The sequence below is a fragment of the Rhizobium ruizarguesonis genome (genome assembly GCF_012349115.1).
In the GTDB taxonomy this organism is placed as follows: Bacteria; Pseudomonadota; Alphaproteobacteria; order Rhizobiales; family Rhizobiaceae; genus Rhizobium; species Rhizobium ruizarguesonis.
The window spans coordinates 86,183-103,664 of record NZ_PQIG01000075.1 but is presented as its reverse complement, the minus strand read 5'-3'; the positions used below and the strand labels follow the sequence as shown (position 1 = coordinate 103,664).

Here is a 17,482-nt window from a genome sequence, read left to right as displayed (position 1 = left end):
ATTGGCGACCTTGATCTTGTTCATGTATCTGCCTCGTTCGAGCTTCAATGGGGACGGGCGTCCCGGGTGGGTGATATGATCCGGAGCGCTGCTGGCGCCACAGGCTGGCCTCGCCAATACCCGCGTCGTGATCACGCGCTGATTCCGAATTCGGCAGATGATCCCGTTCTATGCGCTGATCATCCGCTCCAGTTCATCCATGTCGGGGACGATGATATGTCGAAAGTTCTCGATGCGAATGACATCGCTCTTGCGCAGCTTGGTCAACTTGCGGCTGACGGTTTCAATGGTCAGACCGAGAAAATCGGCGATCTCGGCGCGGGACAGCGGCAGGTCGAAAGAGGTGGTCGTGGCGGTCTGCGGTTCGGCGTGGGTGGCGATGAGGTGGAGCAGGCTTGCGACCTTCTCCTCGGCGGTGCGCCGGCCGAGCGTCAGCATCCATTCGCGCGCGGCGTCCAGCTCCTTCAGCGCCTGATCGTACAGGCTGCGCTGCAGCTTCGGCGTCTCCGATATCATGCGGTCGAGCAGGTCGCGGGGGAAGACGCAGATTTCGGCGTCGGTCGCAGCCTGAGCCGACAGCATGCTTTCGGGCACGAAGGGCCTGCCGACGAAATCGGGGGCGAATTGCAGGCCGACGATCTGCTGGCGCCCGTCCGGCATCACCTTGCAGAGCTTTACTACCCCGCGCATGATGTTCGAATAGAAAGAGCTTTCCGACCCTTGAGCGATGATCTCGCTGCCGGCATCGACCGTGCGGCGCAGCGACTGGCGGCCGAGCTCTCGGAGTTGGCCGCTCCACAGCGCGCCGCAGACGACGCCGTGCCGCGCTTGGCAGGAAGCGCAAGCGACGGGGGTGCCGGTGTCGGAAACCTTACTGCGTGCAACGTCCATTTCCTGATCCCTTCAAAATCCGCGTGTGCCATGATGTGGCTGCGCATGCTGGGCATACCCCAGACGATTACGCCGTGATTGCGGGTTCGGCTATCCCGATTTCTTCCGGCGCGGCTTGATGACTACCAATTTCGCTGGGACCGCGAGTTGATCCAGATCAAAGTTTCGGTGCCATGGCTGTTTTTGGCAGCGCCTGCCTCGACACGAGGCCGTCCCGCAGAATCCTTCAAACTTGAACGACGGAGCAAAGATCTTCCAAATCCTGGGCGACGAAGCCGCCGACGTCTTTGCGCACGAGCATTTCCCAAATTGTATGACGGTTACTCGCGACGGGGAAAGGGTTCAGGTCGAAAGGCATTACGGGTTCCTTCGGTCGCCCATACTCTCTCTAGCCGGTTTCCACTTGACAATCCGGTATGTTTGTGCGACGTACGTACTAACAAAGTGCGCGCAGCTGGTGCGGCCCGAACGCGATCGACCTTGTGTCAGATGACCTCCTGAAGGAACGGGCGGATGACTGTCTATCTAATCGGAATCGACGGCGGTGGCACCAGCGGCCGTGCGGCAGTCGCCGGTGCGAACGGGAGTATCCTTGCGCGGGCTCAAGCCGGGCCCGCCAACATTCTTTCCGATCCGGATACGGCCCTCGACAACATTGCCAGTGCGACCCGCGCGGCTTTCTACGCAGCTGGCATCAATGCGCGTAGCATCGCCTCGGCGCGTGCAGTTCTTGGGGTCGCGGGCAATAATGTCGGCGAGGCCGTTCACTACGTGAAAAACAGGCTACCCTTCGCCCAGGCGGACATCGAGTCAGACGGGCTGATCGCGTTACAAGGCGCGCTTGGTGATAAAGACGGAGCCGTCGCCATTTTAGGAACAGGCACGATCTACATTTCCCGCCACTGCGAAACGGTGACCTACGTCGGCGGATGGGGCTTTACTGTGGGCGACCTCGGCAGCGGCGCTCGTATTGGACATGCGCTTTTGCAAGAAACGCTGCTCGCATATGACGGCATTCACGACATGTCCGCGATGACCGCCTCCGTCCTTGCGGAATTCAAAAATGACCCACGCAATATCGTCGAGTTTGCGCGGCAGGCAAAGCCCGGCGCCTTCGGCCGCTATGCGCCGCGCGTATTCGAGCACATGAAACAGGGCGATGCCGTCGCCGCGCGCCTGTTGCAAGAAGCCGCTGTTTCAGTTGACGAAGCACTTGATCGTCTAGTCGCGCGAGGAACGCAGAAGATTTGTCTGCTCGGGGGATTGGGGCCGCTGTATTCGTCCTGGATCGCTGCACGGCATCAAAGTTTATTGGTAACGCCCGAAGGCGATGCAGTGAGCGGGGCCGTGGCCCTGGCTGTGTCGCGCTTCGGGCATCTGAAAGCGATCGAATGAGTGACAGGCTTGCGGCCATGCTTCCAGGATGGGGCATAGACATCAAGGGCGCCGGCCCGCTCTACCATAGGCTTCGCTTGGTGCTTGAAAAGGCTATCCTGTCGGGTAAACTCAAAGAGGGCGACGTTCTTTATTCCGAACGAGACCTTGCTGAACATCTCCGCGTTAGCCGTGTAACGGTCCGTAAAGCAATCGACCATCTCGTCCAAGACGGCTTTCTGGTCTGTCGCCGAGGCTCAGGAACCTTCGTTGGCGGATCGGCGGTCCACGCGGATCAGCCTCCGTTATGCGCGAACTCTTTGACGGGTAACATTTCCTGGCGTGGATCGGACACGAAAGTCGAGTGCATCGAGCGCAGCACGTCTCATCCCGCACCAGAGGAGATGATGGCACTCGGCCTGTCAAGCGACAGTCACGTCGTGCGCATCACCTGCTTGCGGAGCTCGGTGGGCCAGCCGCTTGCGATCGAACGCACATGCATTTCCTCGGAGTTCCTGCCCCACGCTCGTACCGTTACCTCTTCTATCTGCAACACACTCGCGGACGCAAACTTTAGACCCGTTCGTGCGATCCAGCGCACTTTCGCATCCAACATCGAAGATCCGGACGCCTCCTTGCTTGGCGTCGCGATTGGAACGGCTGGTCTTTTGACAAAGCGCGTTGCCTATCTTGCTTCGGGCCGTGCGATCGAATTCACCCGCTCACTTTTTCGAGGCGATGCCGAAGGTTTTGTCAGCGAGCTCACCTTTCTCGAAAACTGACCGCTCTTCTTACAAGACAGGATCCTATCATGCAGGCCACCGTGCAAACGAACATGCGCCGTGAGATCGACGAAATTCCAGAAGCTGCGGCCAGATTACTCGATCGCTTAGCGAAAGACTTCGCTGCCACCGGAGCGGCTTTGCGGGCCGAGGACTCCACATTCGTCGTCACAGCCGCGTGCGGCTTGTCCGACCACGCCGCCATGTCCCTGAAATATTCAATCGAGCTAAGCGCGAAATTGCCGTCGCTTCGATTCGGCTGTCACTCGCTTCAATCTACGGTCTCGAGCCCAACTTGGTCGCGGGCCCCCTTCCCAAGGCAGCCACGCGCGCCATCGCCGCTTGGATTGCGCTGACAAATACGCTTCCCGCTAGCGGGACCCACCAACGCCATGAGCATGCTGAGCACAAAGGTCGGCTTGTGCCTGAAGACGACGCAGATCTCTTGGTGTTGACCCTAAGTTTGAGTTGAAGTCGAGCTGGACAGGTAGGCCAAAGGGTTTCGAGACAAGCGATCATGGTGATCTTGGATCAAATTTGCACAGGTTCTCCAATCTTATGGTCGATGTTTTCCGCTCGGAAACCTGCTGGCTTTAGCTGAGTGGGATCAGCGCGTCATGAAGATAGCAATGCTCTCGCCGTTTGAACGAACCTGTCTCCATTGGATATCGAGAGGCTGGACTGTGGCTGATATAGCGTTGATTGAGGGAAAGGATACCGCTGATATTCAGGCGTGCGTGGAGCGTGCGGTTATTTCGCTCGACGCTGAATCATTGGAACAGGCGCTTGAGAAAGCGAAGCTCACGCGATCAGACTGATCGCATCATGGTGGCGGGCGCCGGACACTTTCACCTTACCTTGCATGCTGCTTGTCAATGCACCGTTTTTGGCGACGTCAGGCGCAGCAAGGTCGCGCCATCGGTTTTGAAAACACGGAGACAATGGCTCCAGCGGTCGGTGCGGAGCGTAGCCGAACCGAGGTGGCCAGGAAAGCAAACCAATCCGCGGTTTCCCCGCTGAAAGGTCTCACGCGTTTGAGGAGCCATCGAGCGGGAATTGGCCGGCTCCCGCTGGAGCCTCTCTAAAGTCGCTCGGTCTTTCCCGCGCACAGTGCCGCTCCTTCCAGCTCCCATGACCTCATGGTCCGGTCACCGTCTTTGAAGTCGACGGCGAATACAGCGTCTTTCCCTCTGCCGAGATCGATGCCGACGACGACCTTGAGATCGTCCATGAATTCTTTCCCTGGCCGGCTCATTGGAGGCGGCCTTGCCTTTGGCGTGCCGCTTGCGAGCCGCATGCCGCAAGGGAGGCTTCGCCGCGACCGGGCAGATCATTGCATGATCCGACAATTGCCTGCCGCGCCCTTGCAGCCTTTGCTCTTCGCGGCGGGAGGAAGTGTCCGCGAAACAACGGGCAGGGACGGGCAACGAGGGCCGATCGCCGGGCGATCGGAAATAAAATGAAGAGAAGAGACATAGAAGCGCTCCGCGAACGGGTCAGTTGCGCGGCCGTTCTCGAAAAGGCGAGCTTCGCCATCGAAATCAAGGGAAGCACCCGGCGGGCGATCAAGTTTCGCCGTGGCGGTGAAATCATCATCGTCACGCATGAAGGGCGTGGATGGTTCGATCCGCTCAGTGATGCGAAAGGCGATGTGTTCGGGCTTGTCGAGCATCTCGATCATGTCGGATTTCGCGAAGGCGCCGAAAGGGTCGCGGATCTCGTGGGTTTCACGATCACCGAGCCGGAGTGGCAGCCGTTGGAGCCTGATGGAGGATACGACCTCTCCCTCCCCGATCGTTGGCAGGCGCGCCGCCGCCCATGGCTCGGATCGTCGACATGGCGTTACCTCAACGGCGAGCGTTGCCTGCCGTCGCCTTTACTCCGCACCGCGATCAAAGGCGGCCTTCTTCGAGAAGGCCCGCATGGCAGCATATGGGCAGCTCATACGGACAAGACCGGAGTTGTGACTGGCTGGGAGGCACGAGGGCCGCAATACCGGGGCTTCTCCTCTGGCGGAAGGAAGGCTCTCTTCCGTCTCGGGTCGGTCACTGGGTTGCGCCTGGCCGTCACGGAAGCTGCGATCGATGCCATGAGTCTCGCGGCGATCGAGGGGATGCGGGAAGGCACGCTCTATCTCAGCACCGGCGGCGGGTGGTCGCCGGCCACGCAAGCGGCGCTGCGGGAATTGGCCTCCCGACCGGATACCCGACTGGTCGCTGCGACGGACGCCAATGCACAAGGCGATCTGTTTGCCGACCGATTGCGGGCGATCGCCGAGGAAACTGGCTGTGACTGGACGCGGCTGCGCCCGCCCGAGGAGGACTGGAACGAGACCCTGAAGATCAGGGAGAAGGAAATGAGGGAACGAAGAGAAAGAGGCGTGCCGCATTCCCGCCGCCCGCGTCAAGGGAGGCTTCGCCCGGCTGAGCCGGCCCTTGACCCGGCCGGTCGCGATGCCGGCGGCAGGCAAGGGGTCATGGAGAACTGAAGAAGATGGCGAGGTCGAGAGGACGGCGCCGCACATCAGTTCGAAGACGCGCAAGGAGCCGCAGATGATCCCCTCTCCCGCAACCACCTGGAGGCACCGCTTTCCACAAACCCGGAAGCGACGCACCTGCGGGCGCAGTTTGCGCCGGAAACCATGCAGCTCTCCGTAATCACGCGCTTGTAGCTCGCGATCGCTGCAGCCGAAACCAGGTCCATCCCTCACCTCATTTTCATCCGCCTTCGCAGCCGCGGGACCTGTCCCGTGGGCGATGGCGCACATCCTCGAAAAGGAGTTTTCCATGTCCACCGATCCCTTCACCCTCGATATATCAGGCAGCAGCGCATTGTCGCTCGGGCTTGGCTTGGGCGTCACCGCGTTTGGCGGTTTCGCCGCCAACGACGACGATCCCGATCCGCCGCCGCTCTCCCCGACGCCGGCATTGCATCTGCCAGCTGCGAAGCGGCCGGCACCGCGGAGACAGGGCGCGTGCGCTAACTTCTATCTCGAGGATGGCGATCGTGGACTTGCGATCGACTGGAAGCAAAGAGCGAAGGCGAATCTTGCAGCCATCCTGACGGCCAACGAAATCGAAAAGCAGGATCGACCCGCCATCCGTGACGAGCAGGCGAAGCTGATCCGCTTCACCGGTTTTGGCGCATCGGAACTCGCGAACGGCATGTTCCGGCGTCCAGGCGAAGTCGATTTCCGGGAAGGCTGGGATGACCTCGGCAGTTCGCTGGAAAGCGCCGTCACCGATGCCGACTATGCTTCGCTCGCGCGCCGCACCCAATATGCTCACTTCACTCCCGAGTTCATCGTCCGGGCGATCTGGGCGGGCTTGCGGCGGCTCGGATGGCGCGGGGGCCGCGTGCTGGAGCCGGGAATCGGTACGGGCCTGTTTCCGGCGCTGATGCCAACGGCGCTCCGCGACACAAGCTATGTCACCGGCATCGAACTCGATCCGGTGACGGCGCGGATTGTCCGGCTTCTTCAGCCGAAGGCGCGCATCATCAACGCCGACTTCGCGCGCACCGATCTCAACGCGATCTATGATCTCGCGATCGGCAATCCGCCCTTCTCCGATCGAACAGTTCGGTCGGACCGGCAGTACCGTCCGCTCGGTCTGCGGCTGCACGACTACTTCATTGCCCGGTCGATCGATCTCTTGAAGCCCGGTGCACTCGCCGCGTTCGTGACAAGCAGCGGCACGATGGATAAGGTGGACAGCACAGCGCGAGAGCATATCGCCAGGTCCGCCGATCTGATCGCAGCGGCCCGCCTCCCCGAGGGCAGCTTCCGCCGCGACGCTGGCACGGATGTGGTCGTGGACATCCTGTTTTTTCGCAAGCGCAAGGCCAGCGAGCCGGAGGGTGATCTATCATGGCTCGATCTCGAAGAGGTTCGTCCTGCGACATCCGACGAGGGGGCGATCCGCGTAAACCGCTGGTTCGCACGGCACCCGAATTTCGTGCTCGGCGAGCACGCCCTAACGTCTGGCCCGTTCGGCGAGACCTATACGTGCCGGCCACGCTCCGGTGAAGATCTGGAAACGGCACTGAAGGCAGTGATCGCTCTACTCCCCGAAGATCGGTATGACGGCGAGCCGTCGCAGATCGACATCAATCTGGAAGAGGAAGTGGGCGAGATCGTCGATCTCCGCCCCGGCAACGACAAGGTCCGCGAGGGCAGCTTCTTCCTCAATAACCGCCACGGTCTCATGCAAATGATCGACGGAGCCCCGCTCGCGGTGTCGGTGCGGAAAGTCAGGTCAGGCGAAGGCCTGTCCGAAAAGCATGTCCGGATCATCAAGAAGCTGATCCCGATCCGCGACGCCGTGCGCGAGGTGCTGAAAGCGCAGGAACGCGATCAGCCGTGGCGGGATCTGCAGGTTGGGCTGCGCATCGCCTGGTCGAGCTTCGTCCGAGACTTCGGGCCGATCAACCAAACGACGGTTTCGATTTCTGAGGATGATGAGACGGGCGAACTCCGCGAAACCCATCGCCGGCCGAATCTCCAGCCGTTCCTCGACGATCCCGATTGCTGGCTGGTGGCCTCGATCGAGGACTACGACCTCGAAGCCGATACGGCAAAGCCCGGTCCGATCTTCACCGAGCGGGTGATCTCGCCGCCCGCGCCGCCGGTCATAACCTCGGCCGCCGACGCGCTCGCCGTCGTTCTCAACGAGCGTGGCCGCGTTGATCCCGACCATATTGCCGAGCTGCTGCACTGTGATCCGGATGCTGTGATCGACGAACTCGGTGACGCCATCTTCCGCGATCCCGCCGATGGCTCCTGGCAGACCTCTGACGCTTATCTCTCAGGCCCGGTCCGCACGAAGCTCACGGTCGCCGAAGCGGCGGCTGCGCTCGATCCGGTATACGAGCGCAATGTCCGAGCGCTGCAGGACATCCAGCCTGCCGACCTCCGACCGTCGGATATCACCGCCCGTCTCGGCGCACCCTGGATTCCGGCTGCCGATGTCGTCGCCTTCGTCAAGGAAACGATGGATGTGGACATCAGGATCCACCATATGTCGGAGCTCGGGTCATTGACCGTCGAGGCACGGCAGCTTGGCTACAATGCCGCCGGCACCTCCGAATGGGGCACGAGCCGCCGTCACGCCGGTGAATTGTTGGCGGATGCGCTGAACAGCCGGGTGCCGCAGATCTTCGACGTGTTCAAGGACGTTGACGGTGAACGCCGCGTTCTGAATGTCGTCGACACGGAAGCAGCGCGCGACAAGCTGCAAAAGATCAAGGAGGCTTTTCAGAACTGGGTCTGGACTGACCCAGACCGCACCGACCGGCTTGCGCGGGTCTATAATGACCGCTTCAACAACCTCGCGCCTCGAAGATTCGACGGCTCCCAACTGAAGCTTCCTGGCGCCTCCGGTGCCTTTGTTTTGTATGGGCACCAGAAGCGTGGAATCTGGAGGATCATCTCCTCCGGCTCGACCTATCTCGCCCATGCTGTCGGCGCCGGCAAGACGATGACGATGGCAGCCGCGATCATGGAGCAGCGCCGTCTCGGCCTGATCGCCAAGGCGATGCTGGTCGTGCCAGGCCATTGCCTCGCACAGGCGGCGCGCGAGTTCCTGGCGCTCTATCCGAACGCTCGTATCCTCGTCGCCGACGAGACCAACTTCACCAAGGACAAGCGGGCACGTTTCCTGTCGCGAGCCGCCACGGCCCCCTGGGATGCGATCATCATCACCCATTCGGCCTTCAGGTTCATCGCCGTGCCGTCGGCGTTCGAGAGCCAAATGATCCATGATGAGCTCGAGCTCCACGAGGATCTGCTGACCAAGGCGGACAGTGAGGATCGGGTGTCGCGAAAGCGGCTCGAGCGCCTGAAGGAAGGTTTGCAAGAGCGGTTGGAAGCGCTCTCAACCCGCAAGGACGACCTTCTCACGATCTCGGAAATCGGCGTCGATCAGATCGTTGTCGACGAGGCGCAGGAATTCCGCAAACTCTCTTTTGCGACCAATATGTCGACACTGAAAGGCATCGACCCGAACGGATCGCAGCGGGCCTGGGACCTTTATGTCAAGTCCCGCTATATCGAGACCAAGAATCCCGGCCGCGCGCTCGTGTTGGCCTCCGGCACGCCAATCACCAACACGCTCGGTGAAATGTTCTCGATCCAGCGACTGCTCGGCCACGAGGCGCTCCGCGAACGCGGGCTTCATGAATTCGACGCCTGGGCCTCGACCTTCGGCGACACGACGACCGAACTCGAAATCCAGCCTTCCGGCAAATACAAGCCGGTGAGCCGGTTCGCGAGCTTCGTCAACGTGCCGGAGCTGATCGCCATGTTCCGCAGTTTCGCCGATGTGGTGATGCCGGAGGACCTGAAGCAATATGTGAAGGTTCCGGAACTCTCGACCGGCCGGCGGCAGATCCTGACGGCGCAGCCGACGCCAGCCTTCAAACTCTATCAGCAGATCCTCGACAGCCGCATCAAGGCGATCGAGATGCGGGAGGGGCCGGCGCAGCCCGGCGACGATATCCTGCTGTCCGTCATCACCGACGGCCAACACGCGGCGATCGACTTGCGCCTGGTCATTCCGGCAAACGACAACGAGCCGGGCAACAAGCTCAATCTCCTCATCGAGAATGCCTTTCGCATCTGGGCGGACACGAGCGAAAACACCTATCTTCGTCCGGACGGCAAGCCCTATGAGCTTCCGGGCGCCGCGCAGATGATTTTCTCCGATCTCGGCACCATCAATGTCGAGAAGACGCGCGGTTTCTCCGCCTACCGCTGGATCCGTGACGAATTGATCCGACTGGGCGTACCCGCGTCGGAAATCGCCTTCATGCAGGACTTCAAGAAGACAGAGGCCAAGCAACGTCTGTTCGGTGATGTCCGTTCGGGCAAGGTTCGCTTTCTGATCGGCTCGTCTGAGACCATGGGCACTGGCGTCAACGCTCAACTCAGGTTGAGGGCGCTGCATCACCTCGATGTGCCGTGGCTGCCGTCGCAGATCGAGCAGCGCGAGGGCCGCATCGTCCGCCAGGGCAATCACCACGATGTCGTCGATATCTTCGCCTACGCCACGCAAGGGTCACTTGATGCTGCCATGTGGCAGAACAACGAGCGCAAGGCCCGCTTCATCGCGGCGGCCCTTTCCGGCGACACCTCGATCCGTCGGCTGGACGACCTCGGTGACGGCCAGGCCAACCAGTTCGCCATGGCCAAAGCGATTGCCTCGGGCGACGAGCGCCTGGTGCAGAAGGCGGGGCTCGAAGCGGATATCGCTCGTCTCGAGCGGCTACGCGCCGCCCATGATGACGACCTGTTCGCGGTGCGCCGACAGGTCCGGGACGCCGAGCGCGACATCGAGATATCAATCCGGCGGATCGGCGAGATTGGCAAGGACATCGAGCGGCTGGTTCCGACTGCGGGAGAGGCTTTCACAATGACCGTCACGGGTGTTTCATATGATGAGCGAAAGGATGCCGGCCGCGCGCTGATGAAGGAAATCCTCACCCTCGTTCAGCTTCAACAGGAGGGTGAGATCGTCACCGCCTCCATTGGTGGCTTCGATCTCGTCTACGATGGCGAGCGCTTCGGCAAGTCTGACGGTTACCGCTACACCACCATGCTTCAGCGCACGGGCGCGGACTACGAGATCGATCTCGCCGTCACGGTGACACCGCTCGGCGCCGTCTCCCGCCTCGAGCATACGCTCGATGATTTCGACGGGGAGCGGGAACGCTATCGCCAACGGCTGGAGGAAGCGCGCCGGCGTCTTGCTTCCTACCAGTCCCGTCAAGGTGGGGATTTTGCCTTCGCAAGTGAGCTGGCCGAAAAGCGTCGCCAGTTCGAGGAGGTTGAGGCGGAGCTCGCGGCCGAGGCGCGAGGCAGGGGCCTCTGCCAGGGAGGCAGCCTAATTTTGGAAGCAGTGCAGCACGTGCATAGGTGCATTGCACAATAAATGTTTTCCATCTGATCAAAATATCATCATAGTGCACACAGCTGATGCACATGGCGGTCTCCTCCCAGTGCCGCCCGACGCGCTGCTGCTTGCGACCATCAAGGCTGTCGGCGTCATCCAGCCGCCCGTCATTTTTGCCGAAGCCGGCGGCAACGGCTATGTCATCGAAGCCGGTCACCGGCGCACCCGCATGGCCATCGCCGCCGGCATCGAGGAAATTGATGTTATCGTCGTCGAGGCGGCCAACGACAATGGCGCGATGCGTTCGATGATCGAAAACATCGCGCGCGAGCCGCTCAATCCGGTCGACCAATGGCGTGGCATCGAGCGCCTCGTTGCACTCGGTTGGACCGAGGAGGCGATTGCGATCGCGCTGGCCCTGCCGGTCAGACAAATCCGCAAGCTTCGCCTGCTCGCCAATGTGCTGCCTGCGATGCTCGTCACATGGCCAAGGGCGACATGCCGAGCGAGCAGCAGCTTCGCACGATTTCCGCGGCGTCACTCGATGAGCAGAAGGAAGTCTGGAAGGCACACAAGCCGAAGAAGGGTGACACAGCATCCTGGTGGGCGATCGCCAACGGCCTCACCAAGACCCGCATGTTCGCGCGCGATGCGAGTTTCGGCGACGATCTCCGCCAGGCCTACGGCATCGAGTGGGCGGAAGACCTGTTCGGACCCGCCGACGAGGATAACCGCTACACCACCAACGTCGAAGCATTCCTCGGCGCGCAGCAGGAGTGGATGAGCAGCAATCTCCCGAAGAAGGGCGCCATCGTTGAGGTCAACAATTGGGGCCAGCCGCAACTGCCGCCGAAGGCGGAGCGTATCTATGGCAAGCCCTCCAAGGGCGATTGCACCGCCATGTTTCTCGATCGTGAGGGCAAGGTGCAGTCTGCCCATTTTCGGATGCCGGAAGCCAGACAAGCGAAAGGCAAGGGCGATCCGACCTTGCCCGGCGGCGAGGAAGGAAACGAGGCCATCGACGTTTCAGCCAAGACCCGGCCGGACGTGACCCGAAACGGCATCGACATGATCGGCGATTTCCGCACCGACGCGCTGCACGAGGCGCTGGCACGGGCTCCGATCGAGGACGATACGCTCATGGCAATGCTGGTGCTTGCGTTTGCCGGGCAGAACGTCTCGGTCGACTCCGGCTCCGAAGTCTCCGGGCATCTCTATGGGTCCAGGCGGTTCGTCCGGCACGTCGTCCGGCTGATCGGTGAAAGCGGCAAGCTGGAGTTCGACATGGATACGCTACGCGTCGTGGCTAGATTGACCTTGATCGACGCGCTGTCGGCCCGCACCAATCGTTCGGACAGCGGCGTCGTTGTCCGGGTCGCCGGCGATGCCATCGGTGCCGACGCTTATCTTCCGAACATGGGCACGGAGGAGTTCCTCGCGTGCCTCTCTCGCCCGGCATTGGAAGCGTCCTGCGGCGGCACGAGTGTCGTTCCCTGCCCGCGCGTCCGGGACACCCGCGCTGCCCTTGTCGAACACTTCAAGGAAGAGCGCTTCGTGCATCAGTCTGCCCTCTTCGCGCCCGATGACGCGAAGCTGGCCGAGTGGCTTGCCAAGAGCGTGGAACATGGTGGCGAGGACGGCGAAGCCCCCGCCGACGGGCCGGTCGGCGGCAGCGAGGACGGTGAGCCGTCGGTCGAGGACGAAGCGGAGACCAATCCGCGTGTACCGGAAGCCGAGGACGACGGCAAAGCGGCGGACGCCGAGCACGAAGAGTTGGACGAAGCCGACGCTGACGCCAGCGCCAATGGCCTCGAGACCGCTTACGGGATCGCCGCCGAGTAGCAATCTCCTCACTTCGTTTCGACCGATACCACCGCCGGCCATCACCGGCGGCGGCTTTGTTTCCACACATCAAAACAGGAGAACGAAGATGTCTGCGTCTTTGGTTTATGAGCTCGCCCCGAGTGGCTCCATCGTCGCCTGGTGCGACGGCCCGCCTCGCCCGCCCGAGCGTCACCGGAAGAAGCTCGCCGCAGGGAAAGCCGCTACAGCAAGGGAGGCTGATCCGCTGACCTGCCACGTTGTGTTAGTCCATTTGGGACTGGAACTGGTTGCGCCTGCCTAATTCATCAGCGAGATCGGTACCTCATTGCCGATTGCACCATGAGGCCGTTCTTCGTTGTAGTATCTACGCCAATCCTCCATCGTTTCGGGCGCATCCGCAAGTGGCAGGAACCAATGCTGGTTCAGACTTTCCGCGCGGAAGCGGCCATTGAGCGCTTCAATGAACGCATTATCGGTCGGCTTGCCTGGGCGTGAGAAGTCCAAGGTCACCCCCTTGGCGTAGGCCCAAAGGTCAAGATCGCGGGATACGAACTCCGTCCCCGCGTCAACACGGATCGTCTTCGGATAGCCGACGTTCCGGCACACCCGTTCCAAGGTTTGCACGACATCTTCACCTCGATAGCTGTGGCGTGGATCGAGCACGGGAGTATAACGCGAGAAGGTGTCGACCATCGTCACAACGCGCAGTTCTTTCCGGTGGCGAGCTCATCGTGAACGAAGTCCATCGTCCAGACATCATTCCTCGCGAAGTTTGGCCTTTACCCGGCGCTTGGGCGTCTTGTTCCGCAATTGCAGGCCCAAGTCCGTGTAAAGGCGATAGGTTCGCTTGATGTAGGTGGCCCAACCCTCACGTTCCAACAGCACGTGCACGCGACGATAGCGGTACAAATCTCCCCGCTCGTAGCGCAGCCTTCATGACTTATCCGATTGGAAGCCCATCGGACCGCCTCTCCAACGCGGTAGTGATCGCGGGCGGATTGCGACACGACATGTCGGAAGCCCTACAAAACCCCTGCGAATAGCGACAACAGCACATGTGCAATCTCAAAGGCTTATCGGCGCAACCTGACTGGCACGAGTAGTGCTCAGAGTAAGCCGGGTCGCTACTGACCTGTTCCGATTTCGGGAGATCAAGCGACTATGCACACTGTGCCTTTTATCAAACGGGTGCCGGACATTCAGGCGCCTGATCGTCGTTCCGGAAAGCGGACAATTGATGGAGACCCGGCCCCGGTCGGATCCGCAATTGCAAAGAGGCTGAACCTCCGGCGCCTGACTTATAGACGTCCCTTGCACGACCCGCGGCGTCTAACGCGGAGAAGCATAAGTGGTGTTCATGGAAAGACCTCCATCTGCATCAAGGCTCGGCGTCTACCTGTCACGACGGAAACATCGCTCCCAAAAGAAGGACACTCGCAATGGCCGCCCGCACCCGCAGAAGCCATTTTAGAAGACGAGATCACAAGCGTGCGTCCAACAGACGGAACATGCGCCGCGTTTCGAAATCGAACAACCCGAGCTGATACTTCACACGCTCATCCCTGGCGCACGAAGCGTCGGATAACTACCGGTGGAGAATGAAAATGACCTCCAGCTTAAATAGCGGCTCTCCAGCCCCGTCGATCAACGTGCAGCACTGGCTGCGCGGCGATCCGCTTTCCAACTTCCAGCTGGGCAAGATATACATCCCTGCGTTCGTTTCCACTACCTGCAGTGGTTGCGGGCCGGCGCTGGTCCGCCTGGCTCAGTTGCAAGAGCAATACCGGGACATCGGAATTGAGGTCATCGGCATTGTAACGGCTGACGAGGCCCTAGCTCAGGTGGACGCATGGGTAACCAAATGGCTCCCGCATGCGAACATACGGATCGGGTTCGACTACTCAGGCGAAATGGATAAGCATTGGATGGGTGCCAGTCTATCTTTCTGCGTTCCACAGGCGTTCATTGTCGACCGAGACGGCAGCATCGCCTCTATCGGTGATCCGGATGAACTCAAATTCATTTTGCCAAGAGTGATTGACGGCAGTTGGCGCGCCAGCGCGGAAGCAAAAAATGCCGAAAAGGCGCGGATTGCTGAAGGCGAGAGCGATGTTTCGTACAACGCGTTGCGTGGCCGAATCCGGGCGGCGACAGAGATTGAGGATTGGAAGGCGGCGCTCGCGGCCTTTGAAGAGGGCATCAATCTTTTCCCGGACGACATCTCCTTGCGGCAGCGGCATGTCGCGACATTGATCGGAAGAATGCGCGACATGGATGCGGGCTGGATAGCATTGGCTCAATTTGCTCGCGATGCAATTGAACGAAACTCTGAAGATTGGCTTGTCGAGGCGTTGGAACAACTCTTCGGTTGGTACGATTACTCGGGCCTTCCAACGGTGGAACGCTTTTCGATGGGCAAGGAGCTCTCCGAACGAATCCTGAGGCTGTATCAGCAACAGGCTCTGTCACCTGATTCTTCTCTGTCGGTTGCCCTTTACTACCATGAGAGCGGCGACAACGGCCGGGCTGTGGATTTGCTCGAGCAGGCTTTGAGGTTCCTAGATGGAGCGTCTCTCCCGGAGGTCGAGAAGCATGAACAGATGGCGCAATTGCTGCATACCCTGGCGGAATACAAGGGTGAGCAGGTTTGTCACGGGAAACATTGCGTGCCACCGCCGAAGCAGCCTTGAAAATAGGAACCTGTTGGCGCTGCTCAGACAGCGTCGACAGGAATTCTAACGAACCATTGGAGCGAAAACGCATGTTTGATCCGACCGGATCGCCCGCGTTTCGCGCGAGCTTCTGCATCGGACAGGTTCGCGGATCTGTGGGCCCGGTCCCTTCGCACTCGAGTGTACCCCGAAAGGTGGTGGCTCTGTGCCAGAATGTCATGTCGAGCTAAGGGATCTCCTGAACGGCGCATCGCGGGTTGCCCAAAGCCAGAAAGTCCAAACATCTCCGGACAATATCCAAAACTTCACAAGCAAATACCGGATCTCGAAGACGCGACCCGCAATCAGGCGATTTAAGCTCGCTTTAAGAACGAAAGCCGCGTGTCTGGCCCAAAGTCTTTGCCATTCTCAATCTTTATCCGCCGCAGCGGGCGCAGTTGGCGGGTCAAGCGAGCTGAGGTGGACGCTGAAGATTGGGGAGGGACGTGACGATGCCGCGCGGCTTGAGGACAAGCAGTCGTCACTTGTCAGCTCACGAGAGATCCGGCGCGTGTCAAACGACAATTCGACCGCGGCGCGCAAGCTGGTCAAAACGGTTTAAGACAAGGGAGAATAAAGTTGCTACGCAAAAAAAGCAAGGTCGCTCTCACCAGTGCATCTCGTCGGCGAACGCTCTTTGCCGCATTAATATTTGCCCTCATTTGCGGACGATCGGTTGAGGCCGACGCTCCTCAAGTCATCAATCACGACGAGGTCCGAGGGTTTCCCGACAGCACCTCCGAATTCCTCAAGACCTACCAGCCTTACCTCAAAGTCAATAGCGGCTGTGTGCCTTTCCCGGCAGTAGATGCCGCCGGCAACGTCAGCGGCGGTCTGAAGCCATCTGGTTTTGCGTCGGACGGGTGCTCAAAAAACCTTGGACAAATTTATGTCAGGGCGGATGAGTTTGAGGGCGAGTGCGCGGTCATGTATTCTTGGTTCTTCCCCAAGAACAAGATCGGAGATTGGCCAACCGATGTGGGGTCTCGATATGATTGGCAGAATGTCATCGTATGGCTATCAAGTTGCGACGGCCAAGCGCACGTCAACGCGGTTAGTTACTGGAGCAATCGTGGTTACCATACGACGACAAAGCCGCATATGGATGGAACGCATCCACTGGTTGCGTATGTGCATGACTATTCAATCGGGCACAGAGTCGTGGGCACGAGAACCCGTGGCGGTATGCAGCCTGCGATCGGTTGGTTCGATCTGACCGATGAAGCATCGCTCACGCTCGACTTGTATGACTTCGGCGTGAGCGTGCCGTTCATCACACGCAATTTTTATCAAAATCTTGCTAGGGCGTATTATCGTTGATGCTGGGGTTCCTTGCGGCGCTAGAAGATCGCGTATGAATTCGTCTGCCTTCCAGGCGCAGGGATAGGCGCGACCGCGGTCAGTTCCGGTCTTCTTCTGTCCCGCGTGGTGACGGCGAGGCGAGAGATAACCCGCTATCCCGGTCGCATTGCCGGCAGATTAGGCGTCGGACCGAGCGCATCGCGGTCACGGAGAAAGCCGCGCTCCACTCGCACCGCTGGGTGGGTGGCGCTGGACCGGCCGATGAACAGCTGTTTCAGGATCTCATCGAGCGGTGCACCTTCGAGCGACGAACGGAAATCGCTGCGCTGGCTCACAAGCTTAAACGTCAGGAGGGGCGATCGCCGCCATGCGTCTGACGCTCGGCGATGACACGGATGGTGCGGCGGCATGGGCCCGGCCGAGAGGGTGCGTTTTTGGTGCGGGCTGATGCGCTGGAGGAGGAATGCGGGCTGTCGGTCGCAGAGGTTCTCTCCTTCGGGATTTCGGAGTCATAGCCCGAAGCCTGCCGGCTTGCCCTTCGTTTTCGCTGCGGTCTGAACCGGCGGCCGGTGGTTTCAAGGCCGCTGGCGCGCCGCGGAGCGGCCGGTGCAGCCTTCCTCGCAAAACGGGTTCGCGCCCTTCGCAGGGCTTTACCCCCGCTTGTCCGCAAACCCGTTTCGCTCTTCCAGCCGTCCCGGACCTGTGAAAG

The 17,482-nt window shown here is 60.5% G+C and carries 12 protein-coding genes and 3 pseudogenes; 10 read left to right on the top strand and 5 right to left on the bottom strand.

The window, feature by feature from the left end; genetic code table 11:
• Nucleotides 1-168 precede the first annotated feature (168 nt).
• Together C3Y91_RS15085 and C3Y91_RS38420 are read right to left on the bottom strand one after the other, a co-directional pair.
• On the bottom strand, nucleotides 169-891 hold the full coding sequence (locus tag C3Y91_RS15085) for a Crp/Fnr family transcriptional regulator (protein WP_168301118.1): 723 nt from the start codon (nucleotides 889-891) through the stop codon (nucleotides 169-171).
• Nucleotides 892-1,117: 226 nt separating this feature from the next.
• Entirely contained in the window at nucleotides 1,118-1,249 is a 132-nt protein-coding gene (locus C3Y91_RS38420) for a hypothetical protein (RefSeq protein WP_261316454.1), read from the bottom strand.
• 155 nt (nucleotides 1,250-1,404) lie between these two features.
• On the opposite strand from C3Y91_RS38420, the gene C3Y91_RS15080 reads away from it, so the two are divergent.
• The 4 genes and pseudogenes from C3Y91_RS15080 to C3Y91_RS15070 all read left to right on the top strand — a co-directional run bounded on the left by C3Y91_RS15080 (nucleotide 1,405) and on the right by C3Y91_RS15070 (nucleotide 3,865).
• Nucleotides 1,405-2,286, top strand: coding sequence for a glucosamine kinase nucleotide-binding domain-containing protein (locus C3Y91_RS15080; protein WP_168575537.1), 882 nt, complete (start codon nucleotides 1,405-1,407; stop codon nucleotides 2,284-2,286).
• Nucleotides 2,283-3,047 (top strand): GntR family transcriptional regulator, encoded by a 765-nt coding sequence (locus C3Y91_RS15075; protein WP_168301116.1) that lies wholly within the window; start codon nucleotides 2,283-2,285, stop codon nucleotides 3,045-3,047. The genes C3Y91_RS15080 and C3Y91_RS15075 overlap by 4 nt, the downstream gene beginning before the upstream one ends.
• Nucleotides 3,048-3,076: 29 nt before the next feature.
• Nucleotides 3,077-3,420: pseudogene (locus C3Y91_RS37930) on the top strand (SIS domain-containing protein); the annotation flags it as partial.
• Nucleotides 3,421-3,664: 244 nt separating this feature from the next.
• Complete coding sequence (locus C3Y91_RS15070; protein WP_131704630.1) at nucleotides 3,665-3,865, top strand: helix-turn-helix domain-containing protein; 201 nt, start codon at nucleotides 3,665-3,667, stop codon at nucleotides 3,863-3,865.
• A 263-nt stretch (nucleotides 3,866-4,128) separates the two neighbouring features.
• Here C3Y91_RS15070 and C3Y91_RS15065 read toward each other — a convergent pair whose 3' ends face one another.
• The gene (locus C3Y91_RS15065) at nucleotides 4,129-4,278 is read right to left on the bottom strand and encodes a hypothetical protein (RefSeq protein ID WP_168575536.1); all 150 of its coding nucleotides are present in this window, start codon (nucleotides 4,276-4,278) and stop codon (nucleotides 4,129-4,131) included.
• Between the two features lie 228 nt (nucleotides 4,279-4,506).
• On the opposite strand from C3Y91_RS15065, the gene C3Y91_RS15060 reads away from it, so the two are divergent.
• The 4 genes and pseudogenes from C3Y91_RS15060 (at nucleotide 4,507) to C3Y91_RS38875 (ending at nucleotide 13,061) form a co-directional block, all read left to right on the top strand.
• Entirely contained in the window at nucleotides 4,507-5,535 is a 1,029-nt protein-coding gene (locus C3Y91_RS15060; protein WP_174827034.1) for a DUF3991 and toprim domain-containing protein, read from the top strand.
• Nucleotides 5,536-5,833: 298 nt separating this feature from the next.
• Nucleotides 5,834-10,975 carry a helicase-like domain-containing protein gene (locus C3Y91_RS15055; RefSeq protein WP_168575535.1) on the top strand — a complete coding sequence of 1,714 codons (5,142 nt, stop codon included), beginning with the start codon at nucleotides 5,834-5,836 and terminating at the stop codon, nucleotides 10,973-10,975.
• 22 nt (nucleotides 10,976-10,997) lie between these two features.
• Nucleotides 10,998-12,778: pseudogene (locus tag C3Y91_RS15050) on the top strand (ParB N-terminal domain-containing protein).
• Nucleotides 12,741-13,061 (top strand): UCP036055 family protein, encoded by a 321-nt coding sequence (locus C3Y91_RS38875; protein WP_502362292.1) that lies wholly within the window; start codon nucleotides 12,741-12,743, stop codon nucleotides 13,059-13,061. Before C3Y91_RS15050 ends, C3Y91_RS38875 begins: the two are co-directional and overlap by 38 nt.
• Here the strand turns inward: C3Y91_RS38875 and C3Y91_RS15045 are convergent.
• A pseudogene (locus tag C3Y91_RS15045) lies at nucleotides 13,058-13,666 on the bottom strand (DDE-type integrase/transposase/recombinase); the annotation flags it as partial. The gene C3Y91_RS38875 and the pseudogene C3Y91_RS15045 overlap by 4 nt on opposite strands.
• A gap of 698 nt (nucleotides 13,667-14,364) precedes the next feature.
• On the opposite strand from C3Y91_RS15045, the gene C3Y91_RS15040 reads away from it, so the two are divergent.
• Together C3Y91_RS15040 and C3Y91_RS15035 are read left to right on the top strand one after the other, a co-directional pair.
• On the top strand, nucleotides 14,365-15,450 hold the full coding sequence (locus C3Y91_RS15040) for a redoxin family protein (protein ID WP_168575534.1): 1,086 nt from the start codon (nucleotides 14,365-14,367) through the stop codon (nucleotides 15,448-15,450).
• A gap of 600 nt (nucleotides 15,451-16,050) precedes the next feature.
• The gene (locus C3Y91_RS15035; protein WP_131704625.1) at nucleotides 16,051-16,791 is read left to right on the top strand and encodes an NPP1 family protein; all 741 of its coding nucleotides are present in this window, start codon (nucleotides 16,051-16,053) and stop codon (nucleotides 16,789-16,791) included.
• A 134-nt stretch (nucleotides 16,792-16,925) separates the two neighbouring features.
• On the opposite strand, the gene C3Y91_RS37650 is transcribed toward C3Y91_RS15035, so the two are convergent.
• Nucleotides 16,926-17,108: a hypothetical protein gene (locus C3Y91_RS37650; protein ID WP_210267742.1), complete on the bottom strand. Its 183-nt coding sequence runs from the start codon at nucleotides 17,106-17,108 to the stop codon at nucleotides 16,926-16,928.
• Between the last annotated feature and the right edge of the window lie 374 nt (nucleotides 17,109-17,482).